Consider the following 16,996-nt stretch of genomic DNA (forward strand, 5'->3'; position numbering starts at 1 on the left):
ACTCTAGAGCGCATGACCTCGACCGATCCCCTGCGCAATCTGGGCGTCCGCCTCGGGCCGCACGGGGGCGAGCTCCGGGTGTTCTCTGCGAATGCGGATGCCATGGAACTGTGCCTGTTCGACGAGACCGACCCCAACTGGCTGGTGAAGACCGTCCCGATGACGCGGGATGCGAACGGCGTCTGGATGGGCCGCTCCCGGTCGCTCGCGGTCGGCACCCGCTACACGGTCCGCGTGTCCGGCCCTGCTGCTCCCGGCAACATGTTCGATCCGGAAGCGCTGCTGCTCGACCCGTATGCCCGGGGCCTCATCCGGGTGGCGTCTGACGGCTGGCGATCGGTCGTGGTCGCCGACGGGTTCGACTGGGGGGACGCGCAGAAGCCCGCGACGCCGCTCGATCACACCGTGATCTACGAGGCGCACGTCAAGGGCATCAGCCGCCTCAACCCGGCGGTTCCCGAAGAACTGCGCGGCAGCTACGCGGGCCTCGCGCACGAGCCGACGATCGGGTACCTGAAGGATCTCGGTGTCACCGCGGTCGAGCTGCTCCCGGTGCACGCGTTCGTGTCCGAGCAGCGCCTCATCCAGGAGGGCCTCACCAACTACTGGGGCTACAACACCCTCAACTTCTTCACCCCGCACACGCACTACGCCTCGCGCGGAGCGCAGGCGGCCGGGCCGGCGGCGGTCCTGGCCGAGTTCAAGGGCATGGTGAAGCTGCTCCATCTGGCCGGCATCGAGGTCATCCTCGACGTCGTCTACAACCACACGGCCGAGGAGGGCATCGGCGGACCGCGCACCAGCTTCCGCGGGATCGACAACGCCACCTACTACCGGCACGACGGCACCGGCGCCTACATCGACGTGACAGGATGCGGCAACACCGTCGACTTCGGGAACCCCGTTCCCCAGCGGCTCGTGCTCGACTCCCTCCGCTACTGGGCCAACGAGATGCAGATCGACGGATTCCGCTTCGACCTGGCGGCGACGCTCGGGCGCGGGACCGACGCGTCCTTCCATCGCGACCATCCACTGCTCGCCGCCGCACAGACCGACCCGGCGCTCCAGGGCGTCAAGCTCATCGCCGAACCGTGGGATGTGGGGCTGGGAGGCTGGCAGACCGGCAACTTCCCCGGTCCCACCTTGGTCGCCGGAGCGTCGGGCTCAGGCGCTTCGGGCGCCGCAGCTTCGGGCACCGGCGCCTCGCAGGCCGACGGCTGGTCCGAGTGGAACGACCGCTACCGCGACCGCGTCCGCAACTTCTGGCTGGCGGACATCTCCGACGCCCGGCGCAACGGCCAGGCGCCCGTCGGCATCGGAGGCTTCGCGACGCGGCTCGCCGGCTCCTCGAACACCTTCTCACCGGAGCGCGGACCGCTCGCCTCCGTCAACTTCATCACCGCGCACGACGGCTTCACCATGGGCGACCTCACCGTCTACGACGTGAAGCACAACCTCGGCAACGGCGAGAACAACCGCGACGGCACCGACAACAACCGGTCGTTCAACCACGGGGTCGAAGGACCGACGACGGACGAGGCCATCCTGATGACGCGCGCCAAAGCCGTCCGGAACCTGATGGGGACGCTGCTGCTCTCGGCCGGCGTGCCCATGCTCACGGCGGGCGACGAGTACGGTCGCAGCCAGCGCGGCAACAACAACGCCTACTGCCACGACAGCGAGCTCACCTGGATGGGCTGGCTGCGCACCCGCGAGCAGCGCGAGCTGTACGACACGACGAAACGTCTGCTGCAGCTGCGCCGCGACAATCCGGCGCTCCGCCCGAGCCGGTACGCGGTCGACGGCCAGACGACACCCAATGCCAGCCATATGGACTGGTACGACGCGACCGGGCAGCGGATGGACGACGAGGACTGGAACTCCCCCGAGAACCGGACCCTGCAGTACCTCGCCGCCTCCACCCCCGACAAAGAGGAGTTCAACCGCGTCCTCCTGATCGTCCACGGGGTCGAGGACGATGTGGAGGTGTCCCTCCCGGTCGCGCCCGGGGTCACCGGCTACCGGCTGCTGTGGGACTCGGCGACCGAGGTGCCCATCCCCGAGGATGCGACCGAGTTCGCCCCGGGCGCGGCGCGGCTCGTCGGCGGGACGTCGATGCAGCTGTACCGCGCGCATGGGCCGCGCGTGGAGCCGGCGGTCGCGGCGACCGGAGTGGATGCTGCCGCTGGGACCCCCGCTGCGGCGGCTCACGGCTGATGGCCCGGCAGAAGGCGACCGCCGGCACGCCGGCGACGGTCGCGCTGACCGCTGCGGGCATCCCCTTCACGCTGCATCCGTACCAGCACGACCCGGCAGCGCCGTCCTACGGTCTGGAAGCGGCGGAGGCGCTCGCCGTGGAGCCCGACCGCGTGTTCAAGACGCTGCTCGCCGACACGGATCTCGGGCTCGTCGTCGGCGTGGTCCCGGTGACCGGCATGCTGGACCTGAAGGCCCTCGCCGCCGCCGTGGGAGCCAAACGTGCGACCATGGCCGACCCCGCGGTCGCCGAGCGCCGCACCGGCTACGTCGTCGGCGGCATCAGCCCGGTCGGCCAGAAGACGCGCCACGTGACCGTGGTGGACGAGACCGCGCAGCTCTTCGACACCGTCTTCGTCTCGGGCGGAAAGCGCGGCCTCGACCTCGAGCTCGCGCCCGCCGCCCTCCTCACGGCAACGTCCGCCGCCTACGCCCCGATCGCCAAGTAGCCCCTCACTCCGCTTCCGCCCCACCGCCGAGTCCGCACAGACTGCACACGGAAAGCGCTTCCGACGTGCAATCTGTGCGGACTCGACGGTGGGGCGGGCTCGACGGGGGGCGGGGCGTCAGGTGGGGGGCGGGGCGTCAGGAGGCGGTGGTGACGAGGCCGAGCTCTGCGGGGGTGAGGAGCAGGTCGTTCACCGGGACGACGCGGACCGTGTAGCCGAACGAGCCGGCCCAGGCGAGGCGGACGGTGCCGACGAACTCGTGCGCCACCGACGGATCGCCGATCCCCGGGATGGCGGAGTCGACCGTGAGCGGCTGCCGGTGCACATCGATCAGGTCGCCGCCGTCGTGACTGCGGCCGTAGACGACCTGCACCTGCACGTCCTCCGGCGCCAGGCCGTTGAGGTGCACCAGCGCGCGGACGTGCAGTTCGTCGCCGACCTGCGGCACCGCGTCCAGCCCTCCCGCGTCGACATGCGCGACGTTGACGCCCGGCCAGGCGGCCTGCACCCGCGTCTTCCATGCAGCGAGGTCGCGGGCTGCGAGGTAGTCGTCCGCGCTGAGGCGGTCCTCGTAGCCGGCCGCCGGCAGGTACAGGCGCTCGACGTACTCGCGCACCATCCGCTCCGCCGACAGCGGCGAGGACAGGGTCGCCAGCGTGTGACGGATGCGTGCCACCCAGGCCGTCGGCACGCCGTCGCCGTCGCGCTCATAGAAGCGCGGCGCGATCTGGTGCTCGATCAGGTCGTACATCGCCTCGGCCTCGAGCGCGTCACGCTCGGCGCCGTCGCCGGCCGCGTCGGCCGACGGGATCGCCCAGCCGTTCTCTCCGTCGTAGAACTCGTTCCACCAGCCGTCGAGGATGGACAGGTTCAGCCCGCCGTTCAGCGCCGCCTTCATGCCCGACGTGCCGCACGCCTCGAGGGGGCGCAGCGGGTTGTTGAGCCACACATCCGTCCCCGGGTACAGCAGCTGCGCCATGCCGATGTCGTAGTCGGGCAGGAACACCATCCGCTGCCGGATGTCGGCCTCCGACGCGAACTGCACGAGCTTCTGGATCAGGCGCTTGCCCTCGTCGTCGGCCGGATGCGACTTGCCGGCGATCACGAACTGCACCGGCCGGTGGGGGTCGGTGAGGATGCGGCGCAACCGGTCGGGGTCGTGCAGCATCAGGGTGAGCCGCTTGTACGTGGGAACGCGCCGGGCGAAGCCGATGGTGAGGACATTCGGGTCGAGCAGATCCTCCATCCAGGCCGGAGCGATCCCGCCCGGGTTCTGCTCCTCCCAGGCCGCCTCGAGCCGCCGCCGGGCGTCCTGCACCAGCTGCTCGCGCATCCGGTTGCGGACACCCCACAGGTCGCCGTCGCTCACCGTGCCGGCGTTGCCCCAGTCGGCGTGCGTGGTGTCCTCGGTGCCGAGCCGTTCGAGCGCCAGCGCTCGCAGCATCGGATCCGTCCAGGTGGGCGCGTGGACGCCGTTGGTGACCGAGTCGATCGGCACCTCCTGCGGGTCGAACCCGGGATAGAGGCCGTTGAACATCTGGCGGGAGACCTCCCCGTGCAGCTGCGACACGCCGTTTGCGTGCTGGCCGAGCCGCAGGCCCATGACCGCCATGTTGAAGACGTCCGGCGATCCTCCCGGGTAGTCCTCCGCGCCGAGCGGGAGCACCTGGTCCGCGGTCACACCGGGGAGCAGCGTCGTGGAGAAGTACCGCTGGACCAACGGCCGGTCGAACCGGTCGATGCCGGCGGGGACGGGGGTGTGCGTGGTGAACACCGTGCCGGCACGCACCACCTGCAGCGCCTGGTCGAAGGTCAGCCCCTCGCCGATCAGGTCGGAGATGCGCTCCAGTCCGAGGAACCCGGCGTGGCCCTCGTTGGTGTGGAAGACCTCCGCCTCGGGCGCCCCAGTCAGCTCGGTCCAGGCCTTCACGGCGCGCACGCCGCCGATGCCGAGCAGCAGCTCCTGCAGCAGCCGATGCTCTCCCCCACCGCCGTAGAGGCGGTCGGTCACCGAGCGCAGTCGCTCCTCGTTGTCCGGGATGTCCGTGTCGAGCAGGAGCAGCGTCACCCGGCCGACCGCAGCCTGCCAGACGCGCGCATGGAGGACGCCGTCGGGCAGCGCCAGCGTGATCTGCACCGGCGATCCGTCCGGGTCGCGCAGTACACTGAGCGGCAGGCCGTCCGGGTCGAGGACCGGGTAGCGCTCGAGCTGCCAGCCGTCGGGTGTGATCGCCTGGGAGAAGTAGCCGGAGCGGTAGAACAGGCCGGCCGCCACGAGCGGCACACCGAGGTCGCTGGCCGCCTTCAGGTGGTCCCCGGCGAGGATGCCGAGGCCGCCGGAGTACTGCGGCAGAGTTGCCGCGATCCCGTACTCGGGCGAGAAGTAGGCGATCGTCTTGGGCGCGTCCTCGCCGAGCGACTGGTACCAGCGCGGCTCGCGGAGGTACGCGTGGAGGTCGTCGCGGATGTGGTTCGCCCAGTCCACGTAGCCCTGGTCGCCCGCCAGCTCGGCCAGGCGCGCGGGGTCGACGGCGCCCAGCAGGGCGATGGGGTCGTGCCGCACCTGCTGCCAGAGCTCCGGCGAGATGCGGGCGAACAACTCCTTGGTCGGCTCATGCCAGGACCAGCGGAGGTTGCCTGCGATCTCCTCCAATGCGGAGAGGTTCTCGGGGAGTACGGCTCGGACGGTGAATCTTCGGATGGCCTTCACTCGGTCCACTGTAAGGGAGGCGCATGTCGGGCGGGTTAATGAGTGTACGGTCGGGGGCGTGGTGAAGAACGCAGCGACCAGGTCAGCAGCCGCAGCGACAGAGGCGGCCACGGTGAAACCGCCCGCCCGGAATGACGCGGCGGGACCCGAGACGAACACATCCAAGAACGCGCGGAAGAGCGCGACGGAGAGAACGGATCGGACGAACGCGCCCGAGATCGTCACCGCCCGCCCCACCGATGCGCCGGCGGGATCGTACGAGCCCCTGCTCCCCCGCATCCCCATCCTGGAGCTGTCGCCCCAGGTCGATGAGGGCCTCTGGGCGGCGAGCGCGTTCAGCGGCGAGGTGATCCCCTTCCGCGCGACCGCCTTCCGGGAGGGGCACGACAAGATCGGCGTCGACCTGCTGCTGCTCGACCCCTCCGGCGTCCAGACCGAGCACCACATGCATTCCCTCACCCCGGGCACGGACCGCTGGGAAGTGGAGGTGCAGCTCGAGCAGACGGGGCTGTGGCGCTACCGCGTCCAGGCGTACGCCGACGAGTACGCGACCTGGCGGCACAACGCCGAGGTGAAGGTGCCCGCCGGGATGGATGTGGAGCTGATGCTCAGGATGGGTCACGACCTGCTCTTGCGCGCCTCCCAGGACAAGCGGCGCAGCACCGCCGAGCGGCGTCACCTCTCCGAGGCGGCCAAGGTCGTCGCCGATGAGAAGCGGACCGTGGATGAGCGGTTCCAGGCGTCGATCGACGATCGCATCCAGAAGGTGCTGACCGAGCGGCCCGTCGTCAGCCTCCCGTCGCTGTCCGCCACCCGGGCCGTCCTGGTGGAGCGGACCCGGGCCGGCGTCGGCAGCTGGTACGAGTTCTTCCCCCGCTCCGAGGGCGCCAAGAAGCTGCCCGACGGCTCGTGGCAGTCCGGCACCTTCCGCACCGCGGCCAGGCGCCTCCCCGAGGTCGCCGCCATGGGCTTCGACGTCGTCTACGTCCCGCCCATCCATCCCATCGGGCGCACGTTCCGCAAGGGCCCGAACAACACGCTCGAGGCCGGCGAGAACGATCCGGGCTCGCCGTGGGCCATCGGCTCCGCCGAGGGCGGGCACGACGCCATCCACCCGGACCTCGGCACGGAGAAGGACTTCACCTACTTCCTGGGCAAGGCCAAGCAGGCGGGCCTCGAGGTCGCCCTCGACCTCGCGCTGCAGGCGTCACCGGACCACCCCTGGGTGACCGAGCACCCGGAGTGGTTCACCACCCTTCCCGACGGCACCATCGCGTACGCCGAGAACCCGCCGAAGAAGTACCAGGACATCTATCCCATCAACTTCGACAACGACTACGAGGGCCTCCGCCAGGAGGTGCTCCGCATCGTCCGCCACTGGATGTCGCTCGGCGTCCGCATCTTCCGCGTCGACAATCCGCACACCAAGCCGCTGCACTTCTGGGAGTGGCTCATCCACACCGTGAACGCCACCGACCCGGATGTGGTGTTCCTGGCGGAGGCGTTCACCCGCCCGGCCGTCATGCGCACTCTCGCCAAGGCCGGGTTCCAGCAGTCGTACTCCTACTTCACCTGGCGGAACACGAAGGAGGAGCTCGAGGAGTTCCTCGACTCGATCGCCCACGAGACGGCCGACTACCTGCGCCCGAACCTGTTCGTCAACACGCCGGACATCCTCACCGAGTACCTGCAGTTCGGCGGGCCGGCCGCCTTCAAGGTGCGCGCGGCGATCGCCGCGACGGCCGCGCCGACCTGGGGCGTCTACTCGGGCTACGAGCTGTTCGAGAACGTCGCCCGCAGCGGCGCCGAGGAGTACATCGACAACGAGAAGTTCGAGTTCCGTCCCCGCGACTACGCCAAGGCGCAGGCGCAGGGCCGCTCGCTCGCGGGCTACCTGGCGATGCTCAACCGGGCGCGAAGCGAGCACCCGGCGCTCCGCCAGCTGCGCAACCTGCACCTGCAGACCAGCGAGGACGACAGCATCCTCGTCTACTCGAAGTATCTGGATGGCCGGTTCACCCGCACGGGCAAGTCGGACGCGGTCATCGTGGTCGCCAACGTCGACCCGCACTCCGTCCGCGAGACCATCGTCCACCTGGATGTGACGGCGTTCGGCATCCCGCTCGGAGCGCAGTTCGAGGTGAAGGACCACGTGACCGGTCAGCGCTGGACGTGGGGCGCCGACGACTACGTCCGCCTGGATGCGTTCACCGAGCCCGTCCACATCCTGTCCGTCCGTCCGCTGTGACCGCCGACCGAGACCTGAACCGAGACCTGAGGAGTTCGCGCATGTCCACGATCCGTCCGGAGTCCGACCCGCACAGCCCTGAGCCGTACAGCCCCGAGCCCAGGAACTACAGCGGTGCCGCCGTCGTCGACCTGCCTGCCCTGGACGACGCTGTGCTCGCCGCCATCGCGGCGGGCAGCCACCACGACCCCCACGCGGTGCTCGGCCAGCACGAGGTCACATCGCCTGGGATCGCCGACCCGGTCACCGTGATCCGCACCCTCAGGCCCCTCGCCACCGAGGTCTTCGCGATCCTCGCGAACGGCGCCCACCTGGAGCTCGGCCACATCGGGCACGGCGTCTGGCAGGGCATCGACATCGTCGGCCCCGGCGCCTACGAGATCGAGGCGCGGTACGGGGACGGCAGCGTCTGGACCGCGGACGACCCGTACCGCTTCCTGCCGACCATCGGCCAGCTCGACCTGCACCTGATCGCCGAGGGACGCCACGAGACCCTCTGGACGGCTCTGGGCGCGCACGTGCGCGACCTCGGCGGTGTCGTCGGGACCGGATTCGCCGTCTGGGCGCCGCACGCCCGCGCGGTCCGCGTAGTCGGCGACTTCAACGGCTGGGACGGCACCCTGTACGCCATGAGGAACATGGGCGCCTCCGGCGTCTGGGAGCTGTTCATCCCCGGGCTCACCGAGGGCCAGATCTACAAGTACGACATCCTCGGTCAGGACGGCCGCTGGGTCCGAAAGATCGACCCGGTCGCCCAGTTCGCCGAGACCCCGCCGGCCACGGCCTCCCGCATCACCGTCAGCCGCCACGAGTGGGCCGACGACGAGTGGATGCGCGCCCGCGCCGGGCGCGACCCCCACGCGGGCCCGATGAGCGTCTACGAGCTCCACCTCGGCTCCTGGAGGCCGGGGCTCGGCTACCGCGAGGCGGCCGACGAGCTCATCGACTACGTCGGCGCCCTCGGGTACACGCACATCGAGTTCCTGCCGCTGTCGGAGCATCCCTTCGGCGGTTCGTGGGGCTACCAGGTGACCGGCTACTACGCCCCGACCAGCCGGTTCGGCTCGCCCGACGACCTCAAGTACCTCATCGACCGGCTGCACCAGGCCGGCATCGGCGTCATCCTCGACTGGGTCCCCGGCCACTTCCCCAAGGACGACTGGGCGCTCGCCCGCTTCGACGGCCAGGCGCTCTACGAGCACCCGGACCCGCGGCGCGGAGAGCACAAGGACTGGGGCACCTACATCTTCGACTACGGCAACTCCCAGGTGCGCAACTTCCTCGTCGCCAACGCTCTGTACTGGCTGGAGGAGTTCCACGTCGACGGGCTGCGTGTCGACGCCGTCGCCTCCATGCTCTACCTCGACTACTCGCGTGAGGACGGCGAGTGGGAGCCGAATATCCACGGCGGCCGGGAGAACCTGGAGGCGATCGGCTTCCTGCAGGAGGTCACGGCGACCGCCTACAAGCGCAACCCGGGCACGGTGATGATCGCCGAGGAGTCGACCAGCTACACCGGCGTCACCGCCCCTACCTCCTCCGGCGGCCTCGGCTTCGGCCTGAAGTGGAACATGGGCTGGATGCACGACGCGCTGCAGTACATCCACGAGAACCCGATGTACCGCAGCTACCACCACAGCGAGATCACGTTCTCGTTCGTGTACGCCTGGAGTGAGAACTTCCTGCTGCCGATCAGTCACGACGAGGTCGTGCACGGCAAAGGCTCGCTGCTGACCAAGATGCCGGGCGACCACTGGCAGCAGCTGGCGAACGTCCGGGCGTTCCTCGCGTTCATGTGGGCGCACCCCGGCAAGCAGCTGCTGTTCATGGGTCAGGAGTTCGGCCAGCCCTCGGAATGGAGCGAGGAGCGGGGGCTGGACTGGTGGATCCTCGACCAGCCGGCCCACCGCGGCCTGTGGAAGCTCGTGGCGCAGTTGAATGCCGTCTACCGCGACAATCCGGCGCTCTGGATCTGCGACAACGAGCCGCGCGGCTTCGAATGGCTGGACGGATCGGACGCGCAGGGAAACGTCCTCGCGTTCCTGCGGAAGGACCGGGACGGCGAGCCCATCGCCGTGCTGTTCAACTTCTCCGGCAACCCGCACAACGACTACCGTGTCGGGCTGCCCTTCGCCGGCGAGTGGGAGGAGCTCCTCAACACGGATGCGGAGACCTTCGGCGGCTCCGGTGTCGGCAACTTCGGCGCGGTGACCGCGGTGGACGAGCCGTGGATGGGACGCCCGGCGTCGGCGGTGCTGAACCTGCCGCCGCTCGGAGCGCTCTGGCTCAAGCCGCGACGCTGAGGGGCCGACGGGTTGACGGGCCGACCGACGGACGAACCGACGGGCTGACGGGCTGACGCGCCGTTCAGGCGCCTGAGTCGAGCCAGGCGCCGTAGCGGACGCCGTCCACGGCATTCTCCGGAACGAGGTTGCGCCCAGCGCGCCAGGTGGCGCCGAGGGGACCGCCGAGCCGGACCGGCAGAATGAAGCGGCGGCTGCCCGTGGCGCGCTTGCGCTGCTCGGCGAGCGCCCGGGCGGACTCCACGCGCGGGCCGCCGATGTGGATGATGGTGTCCGGTTGCGCCCTGCCCTCGCGCATGCTCTCCCCGGCGTCGACGAGGACGCGGGCGACATCCGTGACCGCGATGGGCTGGAACTTCGTCCTGGTGGGCGACAGGAACGCGCCGAAGGGCCGGCCACGGTCGATGATGGCGGTGACGAAGTCGTGGAACTGCGTGGCCCGGACGATGCAGGTGTCGAGCGCCGAGTCCAGATAGGCCCGCTCCTGCGAGACCTTGGCCCGGTAGTAGCCGTAGGCGGAGCGATCGGCGCCCACGATGGAGAGCAGCACCGCCCGGCTCACGCCGAAGCGTGCCGCAGTGTGCACGAGGTTCTGGGCACCCGTCGCGAACACGTTCGCCGCCTGCTTGCCCAGCGCGTTGCTCGTGTCGATGACGACATCCACGCCATCCACCGCCTCCTCCAGCCCGACTCCGGTCACGAGATCGGCGGTGACGTACGACGCCCCCGGGACGTACGGATCCGCGTCGTCGTCGGGAACCCGGCGTGCGGCGACCACCACGTCGTGCCCCCGCTCGATCGCTTCAGCGGTCACGGCCCGACCGGCCAGGCCGGTGCCTCCGACGACGAGAACACGGGACATGCGCAGTCACTCCTCCATTGGGGGCGAGCCCGTGGCGGAACCCGGCCTCCCGTGGGAGGGCCGACAGCGAGACGGGCGATGGACGGCCGTCGGCCGCTGCGCGGGGGGACGTGCAGGGGGGCGGCTCAGTACAGCAGCGAGGCCAGCCTAGCCCGCGCCTTGCCCACACGCGGGTCGTCAGCGCCGACGATCTCGAAATACTCGAGGATGCGCGTGCGCACCTCCTCCTTGCCCGCGGCGTCGAGTGTCGGGAAGAGCTTGAGGAGGCGGTCGAACGCGTCCTCGACGTGCCCACCGGAGATGTCGAGGTCGGCGACGCCGAGCTGCGCCGCAACATCCTTCGGCGCCTCGGCCGCCGCAGCGCGCAACTCGTCCGACGTGTGGCCGCTCAGCCGCGCAAGCAGGCTCACCTGCGCAAGGCCGGCCACCGCGAGCGAATCGCGCGGATCCTGTGCGATCGCCGTGCGGTACGCCTGGATCGCCGCCTCGAAGTCGCCACGCTCGATCGCGTCGTACGCCTCCGCATGCAGCGGTGGCAGCGGCGGTTCGGGCGCCGGCTCCGCGGCCGCACCCTCCACGTCTCCTGGCGCCTCCCCGCCCTCGACGGTGACCGTGCCGGTCACGCCGTTCTGGGCGGCGAGTTCGAGCAGCTGCTCGAAGACGTCGCGGAGCTGGTCCTCCGGCGGCGCTCCGACGAACAGCTGCACCGGACGCCCGGCGACGAGGGCCGCCACAGCCGGAACCGACTGCGCCTGGAAAGCCTGCGCGAGCTGCGGATTCGCATCCACATCGACCTTCACGATCACCAGGCGGCCGCCGAAGCCGGCGATCAGACGGTCGAGGAGCGACGTAAGCTGCTTCCACGGCTCCGACCACTCGGCGCCGAGGTCGACGATCACGGGCACGCGCATCGACAGGTCGATGAAGTCGTTGAAGTTCGCGTCGGTGCCCTCGAAGTACAGGCTGGGCAGCGTCAGAGCTTCGGCGGGCGGCTGGCCGGTCGCCGACTCGGCCGGCGTGCCGGCCTGGGCTTGCCGGCTGACCAGCGAGCTGAGGTCGACGGCTCCGCGCAGGTTGGTGGGCGGGGGCGGGACGTTGCTCATTGTTCCTCCAGATGCGCGCTTCGTAAGCGGTGCAGCACCAGTATCAAGGATACTCGCGTCGCGCTCCCCCGGTCCGCCCCGGGCGGCCCGGGTCGGCCAGGCGGCCACTGCGGCCGGGGCCGGCTCGGCTCAGCCGACCTGCTTCGCCGAGACCAGGCCCTGTGCGTAGCCGAGCAGCCGGATCTTCTCCTTGGAGCCGGCGGGCGGGACGTAGAACGCCAGCTGGTAGTCGAACACCGACTCGATGCCGGTGTTGGAGGAGGCCACGCCGCTCAGCGCCGCCGTGGTCGCACCCGCGATCACCTGGGCTCCCGCCTCGGTGACCTTGTGCAGCTGGGTCTCGCGCGGGTTCACCCACACGATGGCGCCGGAGTCGTTCGTCGCCATGGCGATCACGTCGCCGGGACCGGTGCCCGGGGTCCACGAGAGGGACGAGGTGTTCCCGAACTGCGCGGCCAGCTGCTGCTGCTGCTTCTGCTTCCATGCGGCTCCCACCTGCGGCTGCAACTGGTCGGACGCGCTGTCGAACAGGTCCGCGTACCGGCTCTTCTCGCCGTTCATCAGGATGTCGGAATACGCAGCCGCCAGCTTCCCGGGGGGAAGGGCGAGCAGCTTCGAGTCGGGCGGGACGACCGCGGAGCCGATACTCGCCGGCGCCAGGTTCGGGACCTTGGCCTTGGGCTCGAGCGAGACCGCGTACTCCACCTGATAGTTCTCGCGCGGCGTCGCCTGCACCATCGTGAGGGCGATCGGCGCCTGGTCGTTGCCCTTGGCATCCTTCGGCGTCTGGATCACGGCCGCGACCATCCGAGGCCACGTGTCGGTCGCCTGCGGCAGCGACAGCACGATGGGGCTGGCCGGGATGGCCGGAAGCGGCGGCTCGTCCGCCTTCTTCGCGCGGATGGCGTAGTTCGCCTCGCGGAGCTGGAGCGCCGGACCGGTGAAGCGGACCTTCGCCAGGTCGGGGCTGGCCTTGGCGTCGGCCTGGGTCGCCGAATCCGAGATCCGCTTGACGATGCGCTCGAGCTGCGGGACGGTGACCGCCGGCGGCAGCTGGTCCTTCGGGTTCGGCGCCTGGGTGGTGAGCGGCGTGGCCGTCTTCGCCGGCGTGTTCGACGCGCTCGTGCCGGCCGTGCAGCCGGTCAGCGCCAGGGCTCCGGCGAGGGCGGCGGGGAGGATGACGCGGGCGCGCCGTGTGGAACGGCGTCCGCGCGGGGTGGTCTCGATCATCGCCGTCGGCTTGTACTTCGGGGCTTTCGGAAGCTTGGGCATCTTCGGACCGCTCTTGCGCCGTGGGCCGCGCGCGCGGCGGTGGGTGTAGAGCCCCCACAGATAGAGGACGATGCCGATCAGGAGGAGGCCGAGGCCACCGATGATCAGCGGAAAGGCCCACGGGGTGCTGGAATCCACCGGCCAGGTCACCGTCACGTGCGAGGGCGCCGGTTTGTTGCCGTCCGAGGCGACGATCACGCTGACGTCGTTCGGGATGTTCATCCGCGTGACCTGCGCGGCCGTCCCGTCGAACTCCTCGAGCCAGAGATCGGAGCCGGCGGGGTTCGGGCCGCTGGTCTTCGTGGTCGACCCCGTAGCGGCGGTCGCGCCGGCGGACGCGGACGGCGCCGGGCTGGGGGTCGGTGCAGGCGTCTCCGTCGGCGCCGGAGTCCCCGTTCCGCTGCTGTGCACGTCGCCGGACGGCGCCGGCTTGGCCGTGACGCTCTTCGTCGTCAGGGTGCCCGTGGTCTTCCGATACCCGACGGCGACGTACTTCTGGTCTTCCAGCCACGCCTTCATGTCCGCTGTGCGGCCGTAAGCCACCACCTGCTTGGTGGGGTCGGGCGCACCCGTCACCCGGAGGGTCTGCTGCCCGGGATGCGCGTTCAGCACGGACCCGTCGATCACCACGAAACGCGCGTCTCCGGCGATGGACGTGCCGGCTTCGACATGGGTGGGAGGTGCGAAGACGGTACGCTGGGCGATCCCGGCCACGATCATGACCGCGGCGACGACGAACGCGACGATGGCGAGTACGAAACGCAAAAAAGCTCCTCGTGTGCCGTAGTTCGGGGGCGGGCACAGTCACCCGACGATATCGGACATGCCTGAGAGGCAGCTAACCCTTCCGTGCGCACAGGCGCATGCGGTGCGGGCGCCTACCCCTGAATTGTAGGATCGACCCGGCACGCGCGCGGCGAGTCGACCCGAAGATCCCCCAGGAGTAGCAACAGTGGCCACCGACGAATCCAACTTCACGCAGGTCTTCCGAGGCTACGACAAGGACGAGGTCGACAAGGCGCTGCAGGAGCTGCGGCGCGAACTGATCAAGTCGAACACGCAGTCTGCGGACGCCCTCAAGGAGGTCAAGCGGCTGCAGGCGCGGATCGAGGACCTGAACGCCGAGATCGAGGAAGTCGGCAGCCCGACCTATTCGGGGCTCGGCACCAAGCTCGAGAACACGCTCCGGGTGGCCGAGGAGCAGTCGACGCGCCTCATCGCCCAGGCCGACATCGACGCCGAGAGGCTGCGCGCCGGTGTCGCCGCCGAGATCGAGAAGATCAAGAAGGCGGCCGCCGCCCAGGCCGAGCGGGTGCTCGCCGACGCCCAGGCCCGCGCCACCACGCTGCTCGAGGACGCCCAGATCGAGTCCGGCGAGCTCCTCGCGAAGACGCGCTCCGACAAGGAGACCCTGCTCAACGACGCCATGCGCGAGGCTGCGGCCATCCGCGGGGCGGTCGCCACGGAAGCCGCAGAGGTGCGCGCAACGAGCAAGCGCGAGGCCGCAGCGGTCCGCGCGGAGGCGGACCGCGAGGCCGCAGAGCTGAAGGCCGTCGCCTCCCGTGAGGCCGAGGCGGCGCGCGCCGAAGCCGCCGAGCTCGACCGCACCATCGCTGCGCGGCGCTCCGAGCTCGAGAACGCACTGGCGGATGACCGCGCCGCCTTCGAACGCGAAGCGGCGCAGACCCGCCTCGAGCTCGACCGCCGTGTGGCGGAGACCGCGGATCGTCTCGCGGCTCAGGAAGCCGAGACCCGCAACACCCTCGCCGCTGAGGCCGCCCAGGCCCGGGCGGACCTCGCCGCCGAGGTCGAGGAGCAGCGCTCCGTCCTCGCCTCCGACGTCGCACAGACCCGCGCCGACCTGGAGAACGAGGAGAAGACCCGCCGCCTCGCACTCGCCACCGAGGTCGAGCAGACCACGAAGTCCCTCGCCGCAGAGGTTCAGCAGACGAAGGCGGCGCTTGCCGCAGAGGTCACGCAGACCCGCTCTGCGCTCGAGGCCGACGTGAGCGCCGAACGCCGCGCGCTGACGGACGAGGTCGAGCGGACGAAAGCAGAGCTGGCCGACGAGGTCACCCGCACCCGCTCCGCGCTGACCGAGGAGGTCACCCGGACGAAGTCCGAGCTGGAGACCGAGGTCACGACGACGCGCTCCGCGCTCGAGAACGAGGTGACCTCCACACGCGCCGCCCTCGAGAACGAGGTCACCACCACCAAGTCGGCCCTCGCCGAGGAGGTCGAGCGGACGACGAAGCGGCTCGCCGATGACACGCTCCAGACCCGAACCACTCTGGAGAAGGAGAAGACCGAGACCCGCGCCACGCTCGAGGCGGACCGCGCCGCGACCACCGCGCAGCTCGCGGCCGACCGCGAGCAGACGGCGAGCGAGCTCGCTACCGAGATCGAGCAGGCCCGGGCGCGTCTTGCCGCCGAGGCGGACCGGCAGCGCCGCGAACTCGATGCGGAGGCAGCCGAGCTGCGAGCGCAGCTGGCCACAGAGGTCGACACGGCGCGTACCGCCCTGGCCGACGAGATCGCGCGCGAGAGAAGCGCCGTCGAGGCGGAGCTGACCGCGGAGCGCGCCCGCCTCGCCGCCGAGGTCGAGTCCACGACCTCGGCGCTGGCCACCGAGGTCGAGCAGTCGAAGTCCGCCCTCGACACCGAGGTGACGACGACCAAGGCCGCTCTCGCCGCCGAGGTCGAGCAGACGAAGTCGGCCCTCGAGACCGAGGTCACCACCACGAAGGCCGCGCTGGCCGACGAGGTCGAGCGCACACGGACCGAACTGGCAGCCGAGGTCGAGCAGACCAAGAACGAGCTCGCCGCCGAAGTGGAGCAGACGAAGTCCGCCCTGGAGACCGAGGTCGCGACGACGAAGTCGGCTCTCGCCACCGAGGTGGAGCAGACCACGAAGCGCCTGGCGAGGGACGTCGAGACGACGAAGGCGACCCTTGCCGCCGAGACGGAGGAGACCAGAAGCCGTCTCGCCGAGGACGTCCGGCGTACCGCGCTCGAGCTGGCTGATCAGCGCGAATCCACCGCGAACGAGCTGGCCGACCAGCGGGAGCAGCAGCGACTGGAGCTCGAGCGCGAGTCCGAGCGCCTCCGGGTGGCCTTCGCCGACGAGACGCAGCAGACCCGGGCCGCCCTCGAGAAGGAGACGGCCGAGGCGCGCGCCACCCTGGCGCGAGAGCTCGCCGAGGCCCGCACGGCGCTGGAGGCGGAGCTCGCCGAGCGCAAGGCGGCCTTCGAGGAGGAGGCCGTGAACAACCGCACGGCGCTCGACGGCGAGCTCGAGCAGCTGCGCACCACGACCCTGGATGAGGTCGCTGCGCGCACCCGCGAGATCGAGCAGGCACGCATCGACCTCGACGTCGAACTGCGCGCCCGGCGCGACGAAGCCGAGAAGGAGCACCTCGCGCGCCACCAGGAAGCGGTCGCCCAGACCCAGAAGTACCTCGACGAGGCCAACCTGCAGCTCGCCGATGCCGTCAAGCGGACGGCCCAGGCCCGCTCGGAGGCGGAGGCCTTCCAGATCGAGGGCCGCCGCACGGTGACGGACTCGCGCAAGCAGGCCGAGGAGGTCGCCGCCGGGATCGTCCGGGACGCGGAGGAGCGGGCCGCTGCCATCCTCGAGGAGACCGAGGAGCGGACGCAACGCCTGGTCGCCGACGCGGAAGAGCGACTCGCCCAGATTAGGATTGAGCGCGAGGCGGTGGCCGGCTACTTCGAGAACCTTCGAGGTGTGCTCCAGCAGGCCGAGCAGGTGTCCTCCGACCGCGACTGACCATCC

Annotated in this window: 9 protein-coding genes; 5 read left to right on the plus strand and 4 right to left on the minus strand. The window is 70.4% G+C overall.

Translation table 11 applies throughout. The annotated features are described in order from the left end of the window. The first annotated feature begins 12 nt into the window (after positions 1-12). A complete protein-coding gene (locus tag ACPYOG_RS06390; protein ID WP_481293411.1) occupies positions 13-2,217 on the plus strand; it encodes a glycogen debranching protein in 2,205 nt (734 codons plus the stop codon). Further along, positions 2,217-2,705, plus strand: a complete 489-nt coding sequence (gene ybaK, locus ACPYOG_RS06395; protein ID WP_481293412.1) for a Cys-tRNA(Pro) deacylase — start codon at positions 2,217-2,219, stop codon at positions 2,703-2,705. The genes ACPYOG_RS06390 and ybaK overlap by 1 nt, the downstream gene beginning before the upstream one ends. 136 nt (positions 2,706-2,841) lie before the next feature. Here the strand turns inward: ybaK and glgP are convergent, their stop codons facing one another. Further along, positions 2,842-5,415: an alpha-glucan family phosphorylase gene (glgP, locus tag ACPYOG_RS06400; RefSeq protein WP_481293413.1), complete on the minus strand. Its 2,574-nt coding sequence runs from the start codon at positions 5,413-5,415 to the stop codon at positions 2,842-2,844. 265 nt (positions 5,416-5,680) lie between these two features. Between glgP and ACPYOG_RS06405 the strand changes: the two genes are divergently transcribed. Next, complete coding sequence (locus ACPYOG_RS06405; RefSeq protein WP_481293428.1) at positions 5,681-7,663, plus strand: alpha-1,4-glucan--maltose-1-phosphate maltosyltransferase; 1,983 nt, start codon at positions 5,681-5,683, stop codon at positions 7,661-7,663. Positions 7,664-7,704: 41 nt separating this feature from the next. Continuing rightward, positions 7,705-9,966 (plus strand): 1,4-alpha-glucan branching protein GlgB, encoded by a 2,262-nt coding sequence (gene glgB, locus ACPYOG_RS06410; protein WP_481293414.1) that lies wholly within the window; start codon positions 7,705-7,707, stop codon positions 9,964-9,966. A 64-nt stretch (positions 9,967-10,030) separates the two neighbouring features. Here glgB and ACPYOG_RS06415 read toward each other — a convergent pair whose 3' ends face one another. The 3 genes from ACPYOG_RS06415 to ACPYOG_RS06425 form a co-directional block, all read right to left on the minus strand. Then, entirely contained in the window at positions 10,031-10,828 is a 798-nt protein-coding gene (locus ACPYOG_RS06415) for an SDR family oxidoreductase (RefSeq protein ID WP_481293415.1), read from the minus strand. Between the two features lie 125 nt (positions 10,829-10,953). Continuing rightward, entirely contained in the window at positions 10,954-11,931 is a 978-nt protein-coding gene (locus ACPYOG_RS06420; RefSeq protein ID WP_481293416.1) for a tetratricopeptide repeat protein, read from the minus strand. 129 nt (positions 11,932-12,060) lie between these two features. Next, positions 12,061-13,968: a DUF8094 domain-containing protein gene (locus ACPYOG_RS06425; protein WP_481293417.1), complete on the minus strand. Its 1,908-nt coding sequence runs from the start codon at positions 13,966-13,968 to the stop codon at positions 12,061-12,063. A gap of 187 nt (positions 13,969-14,155) precedes the next feature. Between ACPYOG_RS06425 and ACPYOG_RS06430 the strand changes: the two genes are divergently transcribed. Continuing rightward, positions 14,156-16,990, plus strand: a complete 2,835-nt coding sequence (locus tag ACPYOG_RS06430) for a DivIVA domain-containing protein (RefSeq protein ID WP_481293418.1) — start codon at positions 14,156-14,158, stop codon at positions 16,988-16,990. The last annotated feature ends 6 nt before the right edge of the window (positions 16,991-16,996 follow it).

The organism is Leifsonia sp. HAY1-4F, from assembly GCF_056755275.1.